Source organism: Collinsella sp. AF15-51 (genome assembly GCF_003462845.1).
Lineage (GTDB): Bacteria > Actinomycetota > Coriobacteriia > Coriobacteriales > Coriobacteriaceae > Collinsella.
Genome location: NZ_QRYG01000013.1, coordinates 29,320 through 52,212 on the forward strand (window position 1 = coordinate 29,320; position 22,893 = coordinate 52,212).

Here is a 22,893-nt window from a genome sequence, read left to right on the forward strand (position 1 = left end):
TAAATGTCATGTGGCAGTAACCGACCGAACAAGACTACAAAGTCCCGTAGACAGGCTCTCAGACAGGGTGACGCAGAAAGGACGAGGTAAATGAACGAGAACGGAACGAAAACCAAGGAGCAGGACGGACGAAAGCCGGTTGAGGACTATCGCGACGCAGACGGCATCCTCATATGCGGGAAATGCGGGGAGCCACGCGAGCGGATGTTCCCGGCGGGCGGAATCTTCAAGGAGCCGCACCTTGTCCCGACCATGTGCCGCTGCCAGAGGGAGGAAGCGGATAGGCAGCGCGAGGAAGCCGAGCGGGCGGAGAAAAGGCGCAGGACGGAACGGCTAAGGAAGCAGTGCTTCCCCTCATCCGGCAGGTACGCCTTCTGCACCTTCGATGCCGATGACGGCAGGAACGCGGCTCAGAGCACCGTCTGCAAGGCGTTTGCCGCGACCTTCGACCCGAAAGACCCGGAGGGGCTTGTCCTGTACGGGAAGCGCGGCACGGGCAAGAGCTTCCATGCGTCCTGCATCGCGAACGCCGTCATCGAGCGCGGGTTCTCCTGTCTCGTGACCGATATCAAGCAGGTCGTGAACCTGATGGAATCCTCCTTCGAGAAGCGTTCCGGGAACCTTGAGAGAATCCTCGCCCCAGACCTCCTCATCCTTGAAGACCTCGGTGCCCAGCGCTCCACCGAGTACGTCATGGAGCACGTCTACGACGTTATCGACGGGCGCTACAAGGCGGGGAAACCGATGGTGATAACGACGAACTTCGACTTTCGCGAGAGAATCCTGAACGCCACGGCAGATGACCCGTGGGGACGTGTCTTCGACCGCATTGTTGAGGTCGGGTTCCCGGTGAAGTACGACGGCAATTCGCGCCGTCGGGAAATCGGAATGAAGAACCGCAAAGATTTCAAGCGGAAGTTGGGAATCGAGGGGATAGAATCGTAGCGGAGCGGTTTTTAAGCATCAGCCGCTTCTTCCTGATTCTGGTGCCGATTTCCTTCCCGGCACCGTCCCCGCGCCCCGTAGCGTATCGACGCTGCGGGGCTTTCTTTTTCCTCTTGGCAGGAAAGGGCACGGAAATCGTGCCTATACCGAAAGGAGGAAAAAAAGATGACGAAAGAGAAAACGAACCGTAACGAAGTGGTCGGCATGTTCCTGACCTATTGCCGGAAGACCCTCGTGAACGCGCGGACGGATGTTTTAAGGGAGCGCAAAAGGAGACGCAACCGCGAGGTGCTGTTCTGCGACCTCAGAAGGAGTGAACTTGAAAGCCTTGCGGACTGGCAGGACGTGCCGGAGCGGGAAACCGTATTCGATGCCGCCGGAAAGCCTATCGGCGTGACGGATAAAGACCTCGCGGATGCGCTGGAAAAACTCTGCCCAGAGGAGCAGGCAATAATCCTGCTCTCCTATTTTGCCGGATGGTCGGATAGGCGTATCGGTGAGGACATGGGGTTCCCGCGCTCCACGGTACAGAACCGTCGCGCCCGTGCGCTCGCCCGTCTTGCGGACATTCTGACGGAAGGGGGTGACCCGCATGGCAAAGGGAAAGATTGACTACGATACCGTCGTTGCCGCAACAGGCGGAGATGCCCTTGCTGCCGGGGCGGTGCTCGATTACTTCAACGACTTCATGGACGGACTCTGCACCGGGTTCTACACCGACGCGGATGGCTTCTGGGATTACGGCATCGACCTCTCGATGAAATCGTTTATGCAGGCGAAGCTCTTGCGTGCGATGTTGAGGTTTCAGCCGTAAAAGACGCTACTTGTAACAAGCAAAACCAGAAATAGGGAAAACCAGCATACCAGAAAACTACTTGACCAGCCATGGTATAATAAAAATGTCAAGCGGTTGTCTGGTGCCCTTTTCCCGGAAAGGAAAATTATGGCATCGGGACTCAATCGAACCGAAGAGAAGAAAACCTATACGGTAGGCGAAATCGCCGAAATGCTGGGCATCAGCGACAAGGTGGCCTATACACTCGTGAAGAGCGGGCAGTTCAAGTACGTCCGCGTCGGCAGAGCCATTCGGGTATCCAAAAGCTCCTTCGACAGTTGGTTGGAACCAAATTAACCGACAAGGAGAAGATTCGATATGGCAGCAATCAAGCAGAGAAAAACAAAATATTCCGTTATCTACTGGTATGTAAATGAACAGGGAGAGCGGAAACAAAAATGGGACACTGTGGATACAGTTAGCGAAGCAAAGAGCCGCAAGGTCTTTGTAGAGTTCTATCAGGAGAGATACGGGCAGGTCATCGTTCCTAACGAGGAGACGTATTTCCAAAGAGTAGCTGATGAAAAGGCAAAAACGGGGAAAGAAGACGGAACTGATGAGCACGATAGCGGCTCGGAGCCGATTCGCAGAAGACCACCGACCCCGAAAAGCGCGGTAACGCCGCAAAAGGACGATATCACTTTCAGCGAGTTCCTAAAGCACTATGTGAAAGTGTACGGAACGTCGAAATGGTCTATGAGCACATACAGCGGAAAAACCGGACTGATAAGGAACTACATTGACCCATATATCGGGGATAAGAAGCTGTCTGAAATCACCACGGAGTGCCTTTCAGAGTATTACAACGACCTGCTCTCCGTCGAGCGCGTTCCACCGGCCAACCGAAAGAAGACTGGCGAATGTGTCGCACCTTCCGGCGTGAAGAAGATTCATGACGTTATCCGCTCTGCGCTTAATCAGGCAATGAAGTGGAACTATCTCGACCCGATGATGCAGAATCCGGCAAAACTTGCCACCCTGCCGACGATGAAGAAAACGAAGCGAAAGGTGTGGAGTGTGAGCACGTTTCGCGAAGCACTTCCAAGAGTCGAGGACGATATTCTGGCTCTTGCCATGAACCTCGCTTTTTCCTGTTCGCTCAGGGTGGGGGAGATAACCGGTCTCACATGGGACTGTATTTTCATAGACGAGGAATCTATTGAAAACGGCAACGCTCGCATCATTGTCAACAAGGAGGTTGCTCGTGTTTCCATTGAAGCCTTGCAGAGACTCAACGAGCGGGACGTGCTCGTCACGTTTCCCGCTCAGAAACCACACTGCACCACTAGGCTCGTACTCAAGACCCCGAAAACCGAAACCAGCACCCGTGTGGTATGGCTTCCGAAAACCGTGGCGCACATGCTCGTGGAGCATAGGAAAAATCAGGAGGAACTAAAGGAGTTCCTTGGAGCGGATTACCATGACTACAATCTTGTGGTTGCCCTTGAAAACGGAAATCCGGTGGAGAGCCGCATCATCCGAAAGCGCCTGCAAGTCTTTTGTGACACGACAGGATACGAACGTGTGGACTTCCATTCGCTCCGCCATCTCTCCACGAAGTACAAACTCAAACTGACACAGGGCGATATTAAGTCCGTCCAAGGAGATACCGGCCATGCCGAAGCCCAGATGGTGACAGACGTTTACTCGGAAATTGAAGACGAGAACCGGCGTGAGAACGCGGCTCGCATGGAAGCCGACTTCTACAGCCCTACCGCCAAAAATGGGAAATCATCAGCAACAGAGGATATCGGCGAAGCTCTGGCGGCTATACTCAAGAACCTGTCACCTGAGCAACTTGCGGCTCTTGTCTCCGCTGCCCGTTAGCAGTGGTTGTTAGCAAGCTGTTAGCAAATCGTCCCAAATGTCGCGCCCGACGCACGGGTAGATATTTTTTGTTAGCAAACAATAGAAACGGAAAAACAGAAAGACGGCTATACCGAAAACTGGAATACCAGCCGAAAACGGTGCAGCCGTCCGAAAAGGAAAAATGCCGGAAACCCTTGAAAAATCAGGCTTCCGGCGATTTTTACCGCACGTCCCAGACAGGAATCGAACCTGCGGCGTTTCGCTTAGGAGGCGAACCCTCTATCCTACTGAGGTACTGGGACACATCATATTCAGTTAGCAAAAGGTCTTCGTCCCAACAAGCGCTTAGGAGTTCTCCCTGCAATTCGGTAGCACTTGGTATCCTCTGATACCAGATGACCGCTTGACGCTGTAACTACGGGCATTCTACGAATTAAGCAGATGCTTCCTTCTGTCCTAACCGGTACTCCATATCCACTTGTGGAACGGTATCTGTTAGCAGAATGTTAGCAACTTAAAGTTCGTAAAATCGTCTAGTCATTCCAACGCTCTCGTTGGAGAATTGGATACTCGAATGAATCAACACTAGACACTAAGGAGTCAATATCAAAAGGCTCTGCGAGCTGACAACCCGCAGAGCCATAAAACCGTGAACCTGTTTATGCGGCTAACTATCTTGCCGCTGTTGTGCTTGCGAGCCAGCTCTTTACTGTTTCAATATTTACTTTTATAACCTCGGCAATATCCTCAACGCTCATTTTCTTTTCAGCGAGGGAGTAAGCCACATTCTTCTTCGTTTCAAGTTCTCTTTCATCGCAAAGCTGCTCCATTTCCTTGCACATATGTTCCACCCCTTTCTCGGTCTCTTTCAGTTCGTGCACGCGGTCGGCCAAGGCTCCTGCCTGCATCTCTTTCGCTTCCTTCACACGGAAATCGTGCATCAGTCTTCCAAGCTCGCCGCCATCGTCCTTGCTCGAATCCACGTAGATGAAGTGTTCCTCGTCCCCGAACTCCTTGCCGTTCTCGCGGATTATCCGGTCGATATGGGCTATCGGGAGTCCGCATCCAAGCGCGTCCTTCAAGGTGACAAATATCACGTAGGTCTCCGGGAGCTTATCGAAGTTCTTTCCCGTATCCAGCACGTTGGAATCCATCATCCCGAGGTTGTATCTGGCACGTTTCGGGTGCGCCCCCTCATCGTCTTGCTGTATCTCGACGTTGAAGATGCGTCCGCTTCCATCCTTTGCCACACAGTCCAGCACGACACCTCTGCCATGCATGTTTCTGAAATCCACCTGCGTCTCATTGTCGATGACGGTCAAATCCTTGTCCTCCATGATGATTCTAAGAACGTACTCGCAGGCTTTCTTATCCTTGAATACATTCCGCGCGAAAATATCGCTCATCACGGTCAGATTCTTAATCGTTTTCTTGTATCTCTCCTTATGCTTAAGCATCGTTTCTTCCTGATTCATCGGTGAAGACCACCTCCTGTTCGACTCACAAGAAGGTATCAACCATCTTGCTATATATATATTTTACAAGAAAGCCGGTAAACATTCAAGACTTGTATTTTCCCCGCCGAAAGGGCAAAATCCTGCGGCTTGCGCGGAGTGGCCGGGGTTTGGGGCAGCGCCCCATTTCAGCAATCTCCGTGCATATAATGAGCGGTCGCGGTGCCCGGCGGGAAAGCCCCTCGCTTTTCCTGCGTCCGGCGCATCGCGGCAGCGAAGGCGAATGCACGGGAGTCGGAGCCGGTCAACTTTTCCGTTCCAAATGTTTCCGTCAATCCGCCTGCGGATTTATGAAAGATTTGTGGGCGGGATGGTTGAGGGGCGAATCCCTCTACCCGGACGAGAAAAGGGTCAACGTTCGCAAATAGGTGCAAATGGGTTCATTTGATGCTAAATGGTGTCTTTTTCTATCATCGGCATCCGTGCATTTGGCAGTTTTTACCTGCACGTTCGTGTATAGGGCAGAGGGATAGAAAAATAGCCTGCGTTATAATCTGTCCCCAAGGAGACGGCATTCTTGCCGCTTCAAAAAGCAGGAAATCGGAAAAGAAAGGATGATGCCACATGGCTCAGGATTTCGGCGATGACATGGGAAACGCCCTCCTAAACTTCGTCACAAGGCAGACGGAGAACTACTTGCGGTTCGGACGTGGCAGGGAACGTGCTTTCGACTGGTGGCAGCGCCATTATAAGAAGGAGGGGAACACTCCCGAAGCCGCAAAAGCAATGGCTGAAAAACAATCCTCTCGTGAGCAGGTGGTCGTGCCCTTTGGTACTTCCGAGGAAGCCGCCTACTATGCGCAGGTATGCCGCGAGAATGGTACCTATGCCGCCGCCTACACGGACAAACGGGGAAACGGGTTCCTTGCCTTCGCACGCGAAGATGCGGAAACCGTTGCAGGGTATGCCCCGCAATTTAAGGACGTGATGGCGCGTCTCGATGAGCAGCGTATCACCGATGCACTGAATCACGCGGAACCCGTGGATAAGAAGACCATGGATTCCCTCACAGAGCTGACAAGCTATCCCGACCTCCCGGCAGAGGACGTAACGGTCATTCCGGTCACCATCCGTTACAAGGATGCACCAGACGAGACTTACGATATGCTCTTTAGCGAGCAGGATACCGAAAACCTTAATATCGACGATTCAATTTTCTTCTCCGGCTACTCCCACAAGGAGCTTACCGAGATGGTTGGTCGTGAAACCCATGAGGATTTCGATGTGATTTCCGTCGGTGCCCCCTACAAGGTTCATGCGACGCAGGTGAAAACGGATGCCCCGGAAAAGACCTATGACGCGCCGGGAAAGGATGCACCTGCCCGTAGCGATAGGGTTGCCACACTTCGTCCCGAGGACACCGCCATCCATACCCAGAACATCCGAAACGCTGCCCAAAAGGCAAGGGAAGACTGCACGGACTTTTCCGACTTCGAGCGCAAGATGAACGCGCAGGGCTTCGGCGTGACCGAAACCAGCAAGGGCGAGGTCATGGCCTACGAGCCTGCAAGTCTGAATATGGACGGTTCGGTACCGGCGTATGAACGTGGTCGTGACTGGCCGGTCTCTGCGGAGACGTTAAAGAACCGGTACGACCTCGATGTGACCCATAACTGGTTCGAGCAGAATACCCCGAAGGAAGCTGGCACCCTCCCGGATGGAGACCTTGCCATGCAGAATGCGCGTCTGACGCAGGAGCAGATGCGTGACGAACAGCAGATGCTAGAGCCGGTTGCATCCGACGGTTCCATGGATAACGACGGGCGCACGCCCGACCCGAACTCCGGCATTGAGAGCCACGATGGTGCAGATACCGATTCCCGCACCGCCGTCATGGATGCGGAGCAGACCGGAAGTGAGATTCGTCCTTCCGACATTCGCGAGGAGCAGCGATATGATTCCGAGTCCTATTCCCTCACCGGAGAAGCCCGCGACATGACCGCCGCTAAAACTCAAATTGAAACGGAAACGAAGTCGCAGGAAATCTCGCAGGAACGAAGGACTGACCTGCCCTTTAAGAACGAAGATGCATTGTAAGGAGATAGACCATGACACTCAAAGACAAATTGCCGGACAGGCTGAAATGCTCCCCGCTTCTTACCATGGAGTCGGACAGCGATATCGAGACCATCGCGGAATCCGTCGTGAACCTTTCCGATTCAGATGGGGACTTCTTTAAGAAGACGGAAAAACTTCTTCTGATGGCAGCCCTTGGATATTTAAGGGACTGGTGCGAGCCTTCCCAGCGTACCATCGGAAACCTCATCTCCCTTCTTGATGCCGCCCTGCCAAAGGACAACGAGACCCATACCACCCTCGACAACCTTTTCTATGAAATGAAGTCCGGGTGCAAGCGCGTGAAATCGGAAGATGGCATCACGACCCTTTGGGAGCCTTCCGCCCTTTCCCGTTGCGACGGTCTCACTCCGCGCGATTCCAACGGTATTGATGTGTCCGAGGATTTTTCGCTCACCTGCTATGAAGGATTCCGTCACGCGGCCACGCGGGAGACGCGCACGAGTATTGTGACCACGCTCCTGCTTGTGCTGGAAGAAGTGGAAAAGGAGGATGCATATGGCAAATAGCGCGAACCCGGAAATCAATAAGAAGATTGCCACCTCGGCGCTCGGCACCCTCGTCATCGCCACGGTCTTCTTCTATCTCGGTGACCGTTATGCCGAAACCCTCGTCACCTATCCGGGGCAGATTTTCGACCATCTGGGCGATGCCATGCTCACCATGTGGGAGACCATAGGGGATGCACCGTTTGCCCTCGATATGACCAGTAACTCCCTGCTGTTTGGCGGGGCTTGCTTTCTCATTATCTGGATGATTTGGCTTCGCTACGTGGCGTTCATCGGAAACTATCGTTCCGGCGAAGAATCCGGTTCCGCCCGCTGGGGCACTTTGAAGGAAGGAAAGAAGTTCAAGGACTTGCAGACCGAAGACAACAATCTTCTCTTCACCAAGAACTTTGGCCTTGCCTTGCACCGCCCCAAGTTCGACCCGGAATATGACCGCAACCTAAACGTCCTCGTGGTCGGCGGCTCTGGTTCCGGTAAGACCTTTAACTACGTGACCCCGAACATCTGCCAGCTCAACACCAGCTACTTCGTCACCGACCCAAAGGGAACCCTTCTTAAGGATGCCGGATACCTGTTCACGGACAACGGCTATAAGCTCAAGAGCTTCAATACCATCAACCTTGATGAGTCCATGCACTACAACCCGTTAAAGTACGTGAAGACGGATACCGATATCCTCTCCTTTGTGAACTGCTTCATTATGAACACGAACCCCGAGGGAAAATCGAGCGGTGACCCGTTCTGGGAGAACGCGGAGAAGATGCTCTACACGGCGCTCATCGCCTTGTTGCGTGACTGGTTCCCGGCAAAAGACTACAACATGTCCTCGCTTCTCACGCTCCTCTCCCTTGCGGAAGCACGAGAGAACGATGAGAACTTCAAGTCCGCTCTTGACCTCATGTTCCTCCAAATCGAGGAGGGCAAGAAATACAAGCAAAACGACGGCTCTTCTCCTGACACTGCGGGAAATGCCGGTCTCTCAAGGAGCTTTGGCACCAAGCAGGCAGATAACGGCTGGTCTTGGGTGCCCAGTAAGTTCAAGCGCAACTCCGACGGTGTGAAGCCCGCCGACTGCGGGGGACTTTCCGCCGACGAGGACTTCGCCCTGATGAACTACAAAAACTTCAAGGTGGCCGCAGGAAAGACCTTAAAATCCATCCTCATTTCCTGCAACGTGCGCCTTGCGCCCATCGCGACGGACGGCGTGCGCGAGCTTTTGACCTATGACGAGATGGAGATTGACACCCTTGGTGACCCGGATGCGAAGGTGGCGATTTTCGGCATCCTCTCCGATACCGACAAGACCCTCAGTTTCCTGTTCGCCATCCTCATGTGGCAGACCATCGACCAGCTGTGCCGAAAAGCCCTTTCGGATTATGGCGGGAAACTCCCGACCCCGGTGCATTTCATCTTCGATGAGTTCGCCAACATCGGCACCATCCCGCAGATTGAGGAGACCATCGCGGTCACACGTTCCCGTAACATCGGCATCACCATCATCCTGCAATCCATGAGCCAGCTGGAAAGCAAATACGATAAGAAGGCGCAGACCATCATCGACTGCTGCGACTCGACGCTCTTCCTCGGTGGCAAGTCCAACTCCACCAACAAGGAGATTGCGGAGATGATTGGCAAGCAGACCATCCATCAGATGACTTATAACGAGTCCACGGGGCAGTCCTCAAGCGCCAGTAAGAACTTGCAGATTCAGGGTCGTGACCTTATCGACGCAGCAGAAATCGGCAAGATGAGCCGCCTAAAGGCAATCCTGCTCATCGCCGGTACCAACCCGCTCATGGATGATAAGTACGACCCCCACGCCCATAAGCGATACCGCTATATCGTGGATAAGCGCAACTGGAAGCGTTTGCATAAGAACTCCTTCGATTTCGAGCGGTATCTGAAAAACGGCTGCGAGCCGTACACCCCCGATGAGGATATGGGTGCGGAGTTCACAGCGTGGAAGTGGGCGGCATGGAAAAAATCAAGGAAGGGGCTTCTGGGCATATTGCTAAACCGGTAGTCACTTATAATTAAGAGAAATGCCACGCGAAAAAGGCAGAAAGGGGACGAATGGAGGAAGGAACTTGGAAACACTCGTCAAACTCGCCGCCCCGGCGATAGGAACCGCTGCGGGCGCATTCACCGTCGTGGGAATCATCTATCTTGGGATGACCCTCGCGGGACTTCTTCGCGGCGGGGGCGGGGAGATACGCAAAGCCGTTGCAATCATCGTCGCGGGACTTACCTGTATCGCCTTTGCCCATCTGTACGGTTACTAGAAAACAAGTAAACAAGAAAGGAATCAACCATGCTGGAAAACGTGAAAAACCTTCTCTCTGATGGTGTGACCGCCCTCGGCGGCATCCTCATCGTCTTCGGCCTTGTGAACCTTGGTCTTACCATCAAGGACGGTATGCAGGGCGGCGGCGGTCAGCTCTCCGGTGCCCTCGCCATGATTATCGGCGGTGCCATCGTCGTGGGTGCTGCCGTGTACTTCAAGACCGGTATCAACTGGGGTTCCCTCGCGGGTTAGAAAGGAGCGATATCTAACATGCTCTCTGTAGCAGTACACAAGGATATCGCCGAGTATCAGCCCAAAATCGTAGGCAAGATGACCATGCGCACCCTGGTATCCATCACGGGTGCGCTTTCTGTCTCGGTACTTGCCGGGCTTTACATCTACTTCGTTTTGGGGCTGAACGTCAGCGATTGCACCTATTTTATCTACGCCGTCTCGTTGCCGTTTTGGTGCGTGGGCTTCGTGAAGCCCTGCGGGATGCCCTTCGAGCAGTTTGCGCCGCTTTGGCTTAAGGCAAACTTCACGAACGACCGCATCTTCTACAAGCCGTCCATGCGTCTTGCGGGACTTCTCTCTGAGTCGGAAAACAGCAAGCAGAAAGGAACTATCTATGGAAAACACTACCGAAAGCAGGGAAACCTTCGCGGCATCGAATCCTACTCCCCAAGGGCAGGACGGGTCATCTCTTAACGCCGCATTTGACGTGGACGCGTTCGTCCACGCATCCGGTGACGGGTTCGGGAACACCGCGCCCCTGCGCTCCGATACCGGCGCTATCGACATGGATGCCATCTCTCAGGTCGCACACGTCACGCAGGGTGCCGGAAAGCTGACCCGAAAGGAGAAGAAGCACGCCAAGCGCGAGATGAAGCGCAGGAAAAAGGAAGCCAAGAAGGCCGAGAAGGAAGCGAAAAAGACCTACAGCTCCATCAAGTCCCAGTTAAAGGACAGGGACAAGGAGCTGTCCGATAAGATGGCCGATGCCAGAAAGAAGCGCGACTCCGCGAAAGACGTGGTGAACTACATCGGCTACAACAAGATGTATCAGGACGGCATCTGTGAGGTGGAGGAGGGGATGTTCTCCTCTTCCATCGCCTTCGATGACACCAGTTACCACTCGGTGCGCGATGAGCAGCAGAAAGCCATGTTCTCTGCCATCACCCGCCTTTACGACCAGTTCGGTGCGGATACGCTCGTGCAGATGAGCGTCATCAACACGCCGCTCCTCAAGGAAGAGGTCGGTCATCGAAAGTTCTTCGACCCGGAGCGTCAGGCAAACGATGCTGCAAGGAACGACGCGCAGGTATTCAACAACATCCTGAACGATAAGGTGAAGGAGGGGGTCAGCAACATCCGCAGGAACCGCTACCTCACCTATTCCGTGACGGCAGACACCGCAGAAGATGCAGCGCGTCAGCTCTCCCGTATCGAGGTCGAATCCTCCCGCATCCTAAACTCCATCGGCAGCAAGGCACACCTTATGAACGGCACCCAGCGCCTTTCTGTCATCCATTCACTCTTAAACCCCTATAAGCCGTTCCTGTTCGATTACCAGCGCGATATTTCCGCCAAGCGCTTACAGACTACCAAGGACTGCATCGCACCGACGCAGATTGATTTCCGCCCGGACGGCCACTATAACGACTGCGTAAAACTCGATAACGGGGTCTACGCACAGGTACTCGTGATGAAGAAGTTCGGCTCGGAACTTTCCGACCGCGCACTTGCCGACATGGCAGACCTTCCTATCCCCATGGCTATCACGTGGTACGTGCAGCCCATGGATAAATCCAAGGCTATCAATTACGTGCGCACCCGTTCCGCATGGATTGACAAGGAAATCATCGAGGAACAGCGCTCGGCAGTGAACAAAGGCTATGACTTCTCCATCCTCCCGCAGGAGCTGAAATACTCCAAGGAGGAGACGGAGGACGTGCTCGACCACTTGCAGAACAAGAACCAGCGTCTCTATGTCTTCACGGGGCTTGTCTACACTTACGCGGAGAGCAAGGAAGCGCTGGATACGCAGGTACTTCGCATCATCTCCACGGCACGTCAGAACTCCATCGAGCTTGACACCTATGACTATCGCCAGCGTCAGGGACTTAATTCCATCCTCCCGCTCGGCCATAACCACGTGGAAATCTCCCGCATGTTCACCACGGCGCAGGTTTCCATCCTCGTTCCGTTTGCCACGCAGGAGCTTGACGATGCGGGCGGCAACTTCTACGGTCAGAACAAGCACAGCCGCAACCTCGTGGTCTGCAACCGCAAGAAGCTCACCTCGCCGATGGGCTTCGTCTGCGGCAAGACCGGCTCCGGTAAGGGTATGTTCACCAAGACCGAGATGACGGGCACCATCTTCTCCAATCCGACGGACGAGATTTACGTCATCGACCGTGCAGGCGAGTACACCGCTATCGCCGAACGCTACGGCGGCAGCACCTACCACTTCGGCGTGGGTACCGGAACCCATCTGAACCCCTTCGATACGGTATCCGTGGAACACATGACGAGAAACGAGCAGATTGCGTTCAAGGTGGACGCGATGTTAGCTCAGGCGGGCGCTTCCGCTGCCGAAGCCGGGTCGAACTTCTCTGAGGTTGACCAGTCGCTCGTACAGCGCTGCACCGAGCTTGCCTTCCAGAAGGCCGCAGAGCGCGGAGACAATCTTCCGCCGACCTTACAGGACTTCTACGATGCCGCGAACGAGCAGCCGGAGGAGCAGGCACAGGTCATCGCACTCCGTTACGAGCGATTCGTGAAGGGTTCCATGAACTTCTTCAACCATCAGAGCAACGTCGATTTCAACACCCGCATCGTGGACTTCAACCTGAAAGACCTGCCGGATTCCATGCTGGTCTTCGCCCTCATCAATGTCTGCGAAGCCGTCCGCAACCGCATGTACTTCAATGCAAAGCGAAACGTCCGCACATGGCTCTACGTCGAGGAGATGCAGAGTATGTTCGCGTACCCGACGGTACTTAACTACTTCTCCCGCTTCTCGAATGAGGGTCGAAAATTCGGACTTTTGCTGACAGGTATCAGTCAGAACGCCACGGCGATGCTCGCCAACGAAGCGGCGCGAAATATCGTCCTTAACGCGGACTTCCTCATGCTTCTCAAGCAGTCCCCGCTCGACCGCATGAAGTGGGCGGAACTTCTGAACCTGTCCGAGCAGGAGGAGGAATGTATCGACGAGTCCGCAGAGCCGGGTGACGGCCTGCTCATCGCAGGAAACGCCCGCGTGCCGATTCGCGGCAAGTTCCCGTCCGGCAACGTTCTCTATGACCTGTTCTCCACGAACCCCAATGAGACGAAGAAGACGGGGCTTGGGGACAAGAAAGATGCAAAACCCGTTATCTGATAACCCAGTAAGAAGACCCCGGAAAGGACGGTGAACGTCAGATGAAGGCTTCGGATTTCACGACCGGCGGAAACGACCGTGAGAAAGCCATGAGTAATCTCCTCAAGACCGAAAAGACGGATGCCGTCAATACCGGTCTGGTGGAAAAGGCAGATAAGAGCGCCAAAGCCTTAAAGGGTGACCTCTATTCCGTCGGCAAGAAGGGCACGCACGGCGCGGGAAGTACCGCCCTCGATGCCATCGCAAGGAAACGTAAGAAGACTTCCGCCGCCGATGCCCTTGACGGAAAATCCCGTAGCCAGCTAACCGGAAAAAATGCCCTCACGAAAAAGGTGCAGTCTCGCCACAATCTGAATAAGAGCCTGAAACGTGGTGCAAAGGGTGTAGCCGCAAAAGCTGCCCACAACGCTCTCAAAGACTCCGAGCTGGAAGGCACGGACGATTTGGTCGCAACCACGCACACCGGCGCGAAACTTGCCGGAAAGGCGAGAAAGCACCTTCGTTCCGGTAAGGATGCACTTGAAAAGAAAGACTCTCTCGGTGCCCTCTCGGAAAAGAAATACCGCACCGAGAAACTGGATAAAAAAGCTGCCCAGAAACGGATGCAGTTCTCCAAATACTTCCATCGGAACGTCTACGAGAATGCTGCGGCGCAAGCTGGAAAGAAAAAGGCGCTCACGATTCTTTCCGGTGGCATCAAGGGAATGCTTTCATCGCTTGCCGGTGCCATCTCCCAATTCTTTCCACTCATCATTGCCTTCATCTTGGCCTTCGGTTTGATTTCCGTTGTCGGTGGAGGTGCCGCCGATGAGGAGCAAAAGAGCGCATCCCTTGACGGGATGCCCGCATGGGTCACCTACGACCTCGTGCTCGCGTGCCTGAACGCCCACGAGCAGTACGGATATCCCGCTTCGGCGCTCCTCGGCCAGATGATGATTGAGAACGGCACCTCGGACTCCGGTTCCGACCTCGGGCGGCTGTACCACAACTACGGCGGCGTGAAATATGCCGGTTATGACTACGGCGGACTCATCACGGGTTCCGTTAAAATGCTCACCACCGAATACAGTGCTTCCGGCTCTGCCTACAAGACCTACGCGGATTTCGCCGTCTTCAAAGACGATGATTCGTACATGAAATACCGGTGCGAGCACCTGTACAAGCAATCCAACTACACTCGTGTCCCTAACTACCAGAAGGCCATCGACACCAACAACTCCGAACTCTTTTTGCGTGCCCTCGGCGAGGGTGGGTACTACACCGCGTCGCAGGACAGCTATATCGCCCAGTACCGTTCCATCTGCCAATCCTATCCGCTCGTCGCGCAGCTCGATTCCATGACCGCAGAGGAGTTCAAGAATCGGTACTCCGGCACCACCCTCATTCCCGGTGGCGGGCAGGACTACCAGAGCGCCGACCAGTGGCAGAAGGATATCGTAAACGCCTGCTCACAGACTCCATGGCCGGGAGCCGACCTTTGCGCCACATGGACAACAAGGGTCTATGCAAGAGCCGGTCATGCCGTCGGCGGCAATGGCAATACACAGCTCGGCAATCAGGGATACGGTGCCAATTACAGCCAGAAACGCGCCACCACCGACCTCTCCCAGATAAAGGTAGGAATGCTCATCTCCGCCCAATACGGCTCCAATACCGCCGCCGGTAACGCTTACGGGCACGTCGGCATCTATATCGGTGACGGCAAGGTCATGGATAGCATTTACTCCGGTCTGCGCACCATCTCCCTGTCCGATTGGGTTTCCCAAAACGGAAGAGGATGGGTTGTCTGCGGCTATCCATGGGACTGGCGCTAGGAAACCAGAAAGGATACCTGCTATGAAGAAACTGAAAGCATGGATGGCGGAACACAAGAAGTTTTCCGTCATCGCCCTGTGCCTGCTCCTGATGTTCACCTGCGGCTCTGCCATGAGCGCCATCAACGTGTCGCATCACCGCGCGGAAGCCGCAAAGGAGCAGCACGCAGGAAATAACACGGACGCTACCACAGCCGCTGAGAAGAAGACGAAGGAGGAAACCGGGAAGGTGGAGCTTACCGATGCCCAGAAGGAAATCATCAAGGGATACGATACCGATGCCAAGGAACTCATCGACACCCTCTCCTCTTCCGTCTGGTCGGTAAGCGAGGGGCGCTACACCCTCAAGTTTGCCGATGACTCCTACGTGGAAACGGTGAACGGAACTCCGACCGTCCATAGTTATGCCATCTCCCGCGTGGAAAAGACCTCCGATGGGTACGGCGGCTATCTCTATACCATCGTCTTCGAGACCGATACCGGCACTCATATCGTGACCTACACGGATGGCAGTGGTGCTGCGGTGAACTCCGATTCCAAGACCCCCGGTGAGAACACCATCTCCACCCTTACAAGCTCTACGATGTTCGCTCAGAAAAACACCGCATACGAGCGTGCCGAAGCGGTGGCAAACATTACCGTGAAGGGCATGAACAGCGAGGTCACGAAACTCTTCGGCGGGGATGAGAAGGCCGTCACCACCGCCCTCTCCAAGTGGTGCGCCGTCCATTACCCTTCTGTCACCGAAGCTACATGGCAGAAAGTCGTGAACCTCGACTATGAGAACGGGGTCATCACCACGGACTTCAAGCTCAACGACTCGAACTCTGTTTCCGTCACCTGCGTTTACGAGCAGTCCACGGGCGAGTTCTCCTTCGAGGGCTAGGGCAGCTTCGCCATGCAGGCAGAAAGGAATCTCTATGAATGAACAACTGACTTTACAAGCCGCACAGCGGGAGGAGACGAAGACGGTTCCCCTGCGCAGGAGAAAGGCTTGTCTTATGGGCACGTTCGCGCTCTTCGCCGCCTGCGCACTCGTGCTCCTCATTCCCCATCCGGCCTACGCGGGTGTCATCGGGGACTTCCTTGATATCCCCAACATGATTAAAACGTGGCTTCTCCAAATCGCTGCCACGCTCTTCAACACCTATTTCGGTGTCATCAACCAGACGCTTGATGCGAGGTTCATTTCCGGGCCGTTCAACGAGCTTTTCGGAACAACCGAGCCGTATGGCGTGATAAAGGACTTTTATCAGGCCGGGGTCATCCCCGTTGCCCATGCCATCCTGGGTCTCTTCATGCTGATGCAGCTCATCAAGATTAGCCAGCGCATCGACGCGACGAGCACCCTTCCCGCCGTGAAGGATATCGTATTCCTCGTGGTGACCTACTGCATCCTCAGCTACTTCATCGACAACGCCCTCGACCTTGTTTCCGCCATCTACGGCATCTTCAACGACCTCGTTGGTAACGTGTCGGACAAGCTGCAATCGAAAAACTGGTATGAACCCGGAATCGAGATGACCAAGGATGATGCAGCCGACGCTACGTTCGGCGGATGCTTCCTCCTTTTGATTTTCGGACTCATTTCATGGGTGGTCGGACTCGTTTTCTATGCCATTTCGATGGTCGTTGCCCTCGGCCGTTCCGTTCAGCTCTATGTCTATGCCGCCTTCTCTCCGATTCCCATTTCCCTTCTCGGCTTCGAGGAGACGAAGCAAATCGGAATCGGTTACCTCAAGAACTTTGCGGCAGCAGCCCTCGCAGGCGTGGTCATGGTTCTCATCCTCTACCTCTACCCGCATCTTGTGACCGCCCTCGCGGTTTCCGGCGGACTTGGAAAGGCTGAGATGCTTGGACTCGCACAGGGCGTAGAAACATTCGACTCGTTCGGTGTCATCATCAAGACTATCGCCGTTCTCATCACGACCATGATGGGGCTTGTAAAGTCCGGCTCTTGGGCGAAGGAAATCCTCGGCGCGTAAACGCTTACCGAAAACCTGCTACCACTCACCGAAGGGGCGTGCCGAAAACGGTGCGCCCCTTCCCCTTAATAAGTTATTATTGGGAGCCAAGCATCGGCTTCCGATGGAAAGGAACGCGCTATGACATACGACACTACGGAAGCAGTGGCTAAGTTTCTGTCCGGCTTCCAGATGAAGATTACGAAGCGGGAAAGGGACACCGTTGCCCCAGACTACTACGTGAAATACTTGCTCACCCTCTCCAAAGGCGGAAAGGACTTCTCCACCACCTTCGTATCTGACCCGAGGGCTTTTGGGGAGCCGACTGTCACGCAGGTCTTCTCCGCCCTCGCAGACGATGTCCTCACCTTGCAAAAGTACTCCACTGACGAGTTTGTGGATAAGCTCTACGCACAGGGGGTAAAGCCATCTGCCGCCCTCCGTGCTTACAACTCCTGCAAGGAGACGAATTTGTGGATGCAGGACGAGCTGTACCTTTCCGGCTGGGAAATCGAAGAGATATCCAAAACCCTGACAAAGTATGGGGACGAGGTAGACACTCTGGTCGAGAAGGCCGCATCCGGAGCGGCCGCGAGGTATGCCTATGACCATCCGAAGCTGCCGGAGGGTTTCGTTACCATCACACAGTTGCAAGGAGACCTTGACCTCGGAGACTTGCGCGACGAGGTGGAGGATTTTGATTTCGACGGTGACCTCACCAACGCGTTCAGTGAAACTGCCGACTATAAGGTCGATAGCAACTACCATGCCCTTCTCTCGTGGCTTCCAGACCACACGGAGTGGTTGGAACAAGCCGAGTTCGACGGCCTTCTCGAAGGCTGCAAGGGCGATATCTACAAGATGGTTCAGATGGCGCAGTACGAGTGCTTCAAGTCTGACCTCTACGACCATCGCGAGGATATCTGCCGTTACGGCACCCTCGACCAGCTAAGGGATATGGGGGTCTATGCCATCCGGGAAAGCCTTGCAGACGAAATCTTAAACGACCTCTCCTATGATGAGGATTATGCGCCGACCGATGACGCGAAGGATACCATCATGGGTGCCGTAAGCGCCGCGTTCGAGGAGCGGTACGGGGAGGACTTCGCTGAAGTCGCGACCGACTTTGGGCAGGATATCGACGATATCGCAGGTCGCGCAAACCCTTGCATCCTGAGTGTGGATACGGTACGCGCCGTGAACGAAAAGGGATACGACGCGGTGTTCGCCGAGCAGTGGAAGACCGAGCTTTCTGAGTGCGATATCGACCCGGAAGCGGTTTCCGTTGACAGCGAAGCGCACGATATGGAAAACGTCAGGGATGGGCTTGATGGTAACGCCCCGGAAAAGGATGCCCCGGAAAAGGACGATAGAGATGCACAGCCGCCTGTAGACACCGACAACCGTTAGAAATGTGCATGGAAACGGGTGAGGGCAATGCTCCGCCCGTTTTCTGCTGAAAGGAGACTCTATGGAACCGAAACCGAAAGAGCGTATCGTCTTCGACGAAGACTCCTACTACGGAGACGAAGGCGCGGAATGGTCGGTGCCGACCTCGACGGCTATTCCCTTTCGGGGGAAGCGAAAGAAGCCGCCCTATCGCGCTTCGCTCTCCCGGAGAACAGGAAAGCCGCCCTCGATATGATTCGGAAACTGAATGAGTCGAGAGACAGCAACGAAAACGACCTTTTTTAGGCGTTTTGGCAAGAAAGGAGAAATGAACATGGCAGAAGATTTCGGTGACAGCACGGGAAGCGGCCTTGTGAATACCGCCAAGCAGGCCGCAAAAGAGGTCGTTCAGGCCGTCGTGACAAAGGGTGCAAGCATCGGAGGAAAGGGCGGTGGCGGTATCTCCCTCTCCGGGGAAGCCAAGGACATGATGGCAGCTTCCAAACAGCTTGCAGGCGCATCTGCCGCACCTTCCCGCGAGCATCTGGTCGCAAAGCCCGACCTCTCCCGTTAGATAGAACCACAGAAAGCCAGCAAACCGCACAACTAGAAACACAGAAAGGATGATTGCCATGCCAGATAACGACTTCTGGATTGGGCAGGAGCAGATTCCCGTTGACCTCTCCCTCCTGCTCACTTACTCCAACGATGAGGACTACTGGTACGCTCCGGGGGAGTATGCGCTCAGGGTCTATACCGTCGATACCCTGAACACCAACTTCGCCCGTCCCTGCTTCGCGCTCGGTGAGCGCACGTCCGACCCGGAGATGGAGGATGTTTCCAGTGCTATCGAGAACACCCTCCACGAACTTCTCGATTCCGGTGCGACCCCCGAGGACGTGTACCGCATCATGGGACTCGTTAAGGAGAGCGAGCTTTCCCCCGAGACCAAGGAAGCTGACAGCTATCTTTCCATCGACCTCGGCTATTGCATCGACGGAAATATCGTCTCCTATGAAGCGGTGCCGGAGAGCGTTGCGACGGTGCCTGAAAACGTAGACTACCCCCGTTACGCGGAAGCGATGGAGAGCCATGTGCCGCTTCCCATCGCTACGCAGATTGCTAAGCATGATTTTTCTCACAGGCAGGCGGATATCCTCATGGAAGCCGCCCGTAACCCGCACGTCTCGCCCGAGACGCTTGAGACGATAGCCGACAAGACCCTTTCGTCCGGTAAGATGCGCGGTCTTCTGGATATCGCTTCTGTCGGCAAGAACCCCCTCGATTTTCGCAATATGGACGAGCAGACACTTAAGGCGGCTGTTTCCGTGCTGTTCCACGGCGGCAAAGACCTCCCCGTGACGGAGCTTGACCTTGCGCAGCTGCGTTCGGTAGACCTCGCGCTGATGGGCGGGGCTTCCCCCGCCGAAGCCATGCGTGCAGCCGAGAAGTCTACATCCGCCGAGCCGGAAGCGACTGCCGCATCTCTCGCATCCGAAGCCCGCGACGCGAAGGCTGCTCGCACCGAACTCGATAGCCAGTCGGAGACGAAGGATGCCCCGACACGCGCGGAAAAGGCAGATGGCTCCCTGTGACAAAGCCGTTCCATGAGCAGAAAGGAGGACACCTATGACACCTGACGGAAAAACATTCGACCCGGAAACCGTTACCGACAAACAGCTCGTTCAGTACGAACAGGCCATCGACCGTGGCCTAACCGAAGCCGACGCGATGCGCCTGACCGAACACGAGTACAACGGCTTTCAGGCCAATGCCATCATCGCCGCCGCGCTGAACCCGGCGGTGGGAGAAGACGTGCTGGATGCTCTCGCGACCCCCAAGTACACCGCAGCGCAGATGACGGCCATCGCGAAAATAGCCATCAGGGGCGGAGACTTCACACGCTTCCTAGACCCGCAGATGGACGCACGGCGCATGGAAGCCGCCTATCTGGTCGTGGCGCACGGGGGGAGCGATTTGCCTGTGGAACGTCTCTCCCGTTCCCAGCTGCTCACCATCAACAACCTCCTTCTGCAAGGCATTCTCCCCTATGAGACCGTCCGCGCCATCGCGAAGCCCGCGTTTACCCCTGAGAGCATGGAGGTCATCGCCGCCGCCATGGAAAACGCACGTCATGACCCCTATACCGGTGAGCACTCGCTGACCGAAGCGCAGGTGGCGCGTATCATGAACCCGGAATACAGACCGGAGCAGCAAATCGCGCTTCTTACCGCCATGCGCGGGCAGACCCCGGTTGCAGACCTGAGCGATGCGGACTTTGCAGGGCTGTTCCCGGCTTCCCTCTCCGTAGAGCAGATGAGCGCCTGTGCCTATGCCGTGAACCGGTGCGGGTATAACACACCACTTCTCATGATGACCATGCAGGCGTGCGCGGACATGAACGCGCAACAGCTCATGGCCGTCTTCGATGCAACGGCGGCAGAGTTTTCCGATACCACTATGGCAAAGGTCTCCACAATCCTTATGCACACCCCAGCCCTTACCTCCCAGCAGATGCGCTATCTGCTCGCGGAAGCTAGGGACGGCACCCCGTTTCCGGCTCTGGAATCCATGAAGGATTATCTGCTGGCACAGGTGGAACCCGAGAAGGCACAAGTTACCGAAACCGGTGTCAAGTCCGAATCCCGTGACATGGCATCCGGCAAGGAAGCGCTTGCGGAGCGGGCGGGACTTGATGGCACCCCGAAAATCAATCAGAACAAGGAGATGGAATAGATGTTTAACAACATATCGAATCCCAAATGGTTCGGCGATTGGAGCCGTTTGGAAGATGAATATCTCGACAACAACTTTACGGAGATTCAAGACAACTTCGCTTTCTCAAAGAGGAAAAAAACCAATGGACTTTTTGGTGCCATCGTCAGTCTGGCTACCGCATTTCCAGTCCGCGACCCGGAGACCGGACATGCCACCGGCGCTTGGAAGGTGGCCTGCGAGTCCATCGACCTTGACGAGGTGCCGCTTTCCGATATCGCGGACATGATTTCCTGCTTTGGCAGCAAGACCATAACCGATTTCCAGCTGTACAACAGGGAAGTCGATATCACCCCATGGCAGCAAGCCCTCGGCGAGCTTTTACTGCGCGGGCGCGTACAGAAGGACGATTACCCATGGATACAGTGCCCCAACTCCGACTCCGCCTTGAACATGATGAACATGGTCATGGGTGCGAACTTGCCAAAGGACTTCTTCGATGATTGCACCCTTGGCGATGAGGAATATGGATGCGGCGAGGAAGCACATGAAATGGCTTCTGCACGGAAGGAAATCGACACCCAGACGGAGACTAAGGATGAACCGGAAGTTGACCCGGGCAAGGAGGTGAAATAGATGACTGATAATTTCAAGGAGATAGGTTCCCTGTTCGGCAGGAACGCGCTCGCGGCGGATGCGCCTGCAAGGGATGCGCCCGGAAAGGATAACCAGAACATCGGATAGAACACGAAGTGACAAAAAACAGAAAGACAGGATGCCGCATCCCGTATGGGAGCGGCATCTCCACAAACGCGAGAAAGAACGGGAGGTGCGAATGACGAAAGGAGAAAAAGACTTCGAGATTATCGCTACCATCTGCGAGTACGAGAACTCCGTGGCAATGCCGGATGATGAACGCCTGACTTATCTCGACACGTGCGGCATCGCCCGCCTTAAGGATGGGAACGGAAATGCAAGCGCACAAGAAGCCCATGCGAACAGATGCAGCGAGTACCTGCGGTTCGGACACGAAGTTGACCTTGCCGCCTGCGGCGCATACAACCCCTACGATGCCCTGAAAGTCTGCGATACGCCGGAGATATTCTTGAAGACCGGGTTCGAGCAGCGCCCCATGCTCTACACGCAGAAGCATCTCTTTCAGGCTCTCACGCCGAAATCCGATTACAACCCCCACCGGCACGGCTTCTCCATCGAACAGGTAAAGCGCTTTCCCGAGCTTCTTGCTTCCCCGGTGGTTCTCGCCAACAGCCCGACCAGGGACGATGTTCTGCTTGCCATCCTTCTCGCGACCGATGCCTACGACACCCCGCTCATCGCGGGCATCAAGCCGGACGGCACGGGAAACTACGGGGAGCGCGAAGTTGAGACGAATATGGTCTTGAGCGTCTACAGCAGACAGAACTTCATCCGTTACTTCGCCCTGTTACGGGATATGAATGCCTTCGTGTTCGTAAGCGGCAGGAAAATCGAAGCGCTCGAAGACCTATCCGGGCTTCCGCTTGCGGGAAATTGCTCCGGTCTCGATATTGACAGGATTCTGCAACGCCCGAAGTGCCTTGGATAGATACGCAGGCCGTTAACGATTACCGGCCGGATAGGGGATATTAACCTTCGTCCCTTGAATGAAGCAGAA

General features: G+C 55.0%; 23 protein-coding genes and 1 tRNA gene. 22 read left to right on the forward strand and 2 right to left on the reverse strand.

Annotated features, from left to right (window positions below):
• The first annotated feature begins 90 nt into the window (after window positions 1-90).
• From DWW51_RS07205 to xerC, 5 genes are all read left to right on the forward strand, one after another.
• Complete coding sequence (locus DWW51_RS07205; RefSeq protein ID WP_117774021.1) at window positions 91-945, forward strand: ATP-binding protein; 855 nt, start codon at window positions 91-93, stop codon at window positions 943-945.
• 165 nt (window positions 946-1,110) lie between these two features.
• Complete coding sequence (locus DWW51_RS07210) at window positions 1,111-1,557, forward strand: sigma-70 family RNA polymerase sigma factor (protein ID WP_117527800.1); 447 nt, start codon at window positions 1,111-1,113, stop codon at window positions 1,555-1,557.
• Complete coding sequence (locus DWW51_RS07215) at window positions 1,538-1,759, forward strand: helix-turn-helix domain-containing protein (protein WP_055158116.1); 222 nt, start codon at window positions 1,538-1,540, stop codon at window positions 1,757-1,759. Before DWW51_RS07210 ends, DWW51_RS07215 begins: the two co-directional genes overlap by 20 nt.
• Before the next feature lie 129 nt (window positions 1,760-1,888).
• A complete protein-coding gene (locus tag DWW51_RS07220; protein WP_117774022.1) occupies window positions 1,889-2,077 on the forward strand; it encodes a helix-turn-helix domain-containing protein in 189 nt (62 codons plus the stop codon).
• Between the two features lie 21 nt (window positions 2,078-2,098).
• Complete coding sequence (xerC, locus tag DWW51_RS07225; RefSeq protein WP_117774023.1) at window positions 2,099-3,607, forward strand: tyrosine recombinase XerC; 1,509 nt, start codon at window positions 2,099-2,101, stop codon at window positions 3,605-3,607.
• Between the two features lie 210 nt (window positions 3,608-3,817).
• On the opposite strand, the gene DWW51_RS07230 is transcribed toward xerC, so the two are convergent.
• Window positions 3,818-3,891: transfer RNA gene (locus DWW51_RS07230), tRNA-Arg, on the reverse strand.
• A 369-nt stretch (window positions 3,892-4,260) separates the two neighbouring features.
• Window positions 4,261-5,064 (reverse strand): PD-(D/E)XK nuclease family transposase, encoded by an 804-nt coding sequence (locus tag DWW51_RS07235; RefSeq protein ID WP_197032208.1) that lies wholly within the window; start codon window positions 5,062-5,064, stop codon window positions 4,261-4,263.
• A gap of 603 nt (window positions 5,065-5,667) precedes the next feature.
• On the opposite strand from DWW51_RS07235, the gene DWW51_RS07240 reads away from it, so the two are divergent.
• From DWW51_RS07240 to DWW51_RS07315, 17 genes are all read left to right on the forward strand, one after another.
• Window positions 5,668-7,140, forward strand: a complete 1,473-nt coding sequence (locus tag DWW51_RS07240; protein ID WP_147344055.1) for a hypothetical protein — start codon at window positions 5,668-5,670, stop codon at window positions 7,138-7,140.
• An 11-nt stretch (window positions 7,141-7,151) separates the two neighbouring features.
• The gene (locus tag DWW51_RS07245) at window positions 7,152-7,688 is read left to right on the forward strand and encodes a hypothetical protein (protein ID WP_117774025.1); all 537 of its coding nucleotides are present in this window, start codon (window positions 7,152-7,154) and stop codon (window positions 7,686-7,688) included.
• Entirely contained in the window at window positions 7,678-9,711 is a 2,034-nt protein-coding gene (locus DWW51_RS07250; protein WP_197032209.1) for a VirD4-like conjugal transfer protein, CD1115 family, read from the forward strand. The genes DWW51_RS07245 and DWW51_RS07250 overlap by 11 nt, the downstream gene beginning before the upstream one ends.
• A 64-nt stretch (window positions 9,712-9,775) precedes the next feature.
• The gene (locus tag DWW51_RS07255; protein WP_117527907.1) at window positions 9,776-9,970 is read left to right on the forward strand and encodes a hypothetical protein; all 195 of its coding nucleotides are present in this window, start codon (window positions 9,776-9,778) and stop codon (window positions 9,968-9,970) included.
• A gap of 29 nt (window positions 9,971-9,999) precedes the next feature.
• Window positions 10,000-10,224, forward strand: a complete 225-nt coding sequence (locus DWW51_RS07260) for a hypothetical protein (RefSeq protein WP_082421059.1) — start codon at window positions 10,000-10,002, stop codon at window positions 10,222-10,224.
• Between the two features lie 18 nt (window positions 10,225-10,242).
• Window positions 10,243-10,680, forward strand: coding sequence for a PrgI family protein (locus tag DWW51_RS07265; protein WP_082430262.1), 438 nt, complete (start codon window positions 10,243-10,245; stop codon window positions 10,678-10,680).
• Entirely contained in the window at window positions 10,601-13,357 is a 2,757-nt protein-coding gene (locus DWW51_RS07270; RefSeq protein WP_147344057.1) for a VirB4-like conjugal transfer ATPase, CD1110 family, read from the forward strand. Before DWW51_RS07265 ends, DWW51_RS07270 begins: the two co-directional genes overlap by 80 nt.
• A gap of 41 nt (window positions 13,358-13,398) precedes the next feature.
• Window positions 13,399-15,171, forward strand: a complete 1,773-nt coding sequence (locus tag DWW51_RS07275) for a glucosaminidase domain-containing protein (protein WP_117774028.1) — start codon at window positions 13,399-13,401, stop codon at window positions 15,169-15,171.
• Window positions 15,172-15,193: 22 nt separating this feature from the next.
• On the forward strand, window positions 15,194-16,057 hold the full coding sequence (locus DWW51_RS07280; protein WP_117774029.1) for a hypothetical protein: 864 nt from the start codon (window positions 15,194-15,196) through the stop codon (window positions 16,055-16,057).
• A gap of 34 nt (window positions 16,058-16,091) precedes the next feature.
• Window positions 16,092-17,156, forward strand: coding sequence for a type IV secretion system protein (locus DWW51_RS07285; protein ID WP_197032210.1), 1,065 nt, complete (start codon window positions 16,092-16,094; stop codon window positions 17,154-17,156).
• A 120-nt stretch (window positions 17,157-17,276) separates the two neighbouring features.
• Window positions 17,277-18,545, forward strand: a complete 1,269-nt coding sequence (locus DWW51_RS07290) for a hypothetical protein (protein WP_117774031.1) — start codon at window positions 17,277-17,279, stop codon at window positions 18,543-18,545.
• Between the two features lie 129 nt (window positions 18,546-18,674).
• Window positions 18,675-18,830 (forward strand): hypothetical protein, encoded by a 156-nt coding sequence (locus DWW51_RS10240; protein WP_156058773.1) that lies wholly within the window; start codon window positions 18,675-18,677, stop codon window positions 18,828-18,830.
• A gap of 28 nt (window positions 18,831-18,858) precedes the next feature.
• Window positions 18,859-19,098 (forward strand): hypothetical protein, encoded by a 240-nt coding sequence (locus DWW51_RS07295; protein WP_117774032.1) that lies wholly within the window; start codon window positions 18,859-18,861, stop codon window positions 19,096-19,098.
• Between the two features lie 58 nt (window positions 19,099-19,156).
• Window positions 19,157-20,119 carry a hypothetical protein gene (locus DWW51_RS07300; RefSeq protein ID WP_117774033.1) on the forward strand — a complete coding sequence of 321 codons (963 nt, stop codon included), beginning with the start codon at window positions 19,157-19,159 and terminating at the stop codon, window positions 20,117-20,119.
• Window positions 20,120-20,153: 34 nt separating this feature from the next.
• Complete coding sequence (locus DWW51_RS07305) at window positions 20,154-21,260, forward strand: hypothetical protein (protein ID WP_117774034.1); 1,107 nt, start codon at window positions 20,154-20,156, stop codon at window positions 21,258-21,260.
• Entirely contained in the window at window positions 21,261-21,875 is a 615-nt protein-coding gene (locus DWW51_RS07310) for a hypothetical protein (RefSeq protein ID WP_117527881.1), read from the forward strand. It abuts the gene before it with no gap.
• A 199-nt stretch (window positions 21,876-22,074) separates the two neighbouring features.
• The gene (locus DWW51_RS07315) at window positions 22,075-22,824 is read left to right on the forward strand and encodes a hypothetical protein (RefSeq protein ID WP_117774035.1); all 750 of its coding nucleotides are present in this window, start codon (window positions 22,075-22,077) and stop codon (window positions 22,822-22,824) included.
• Window positions 22,825-22,893: the final 69 nt, after the last annotated feature.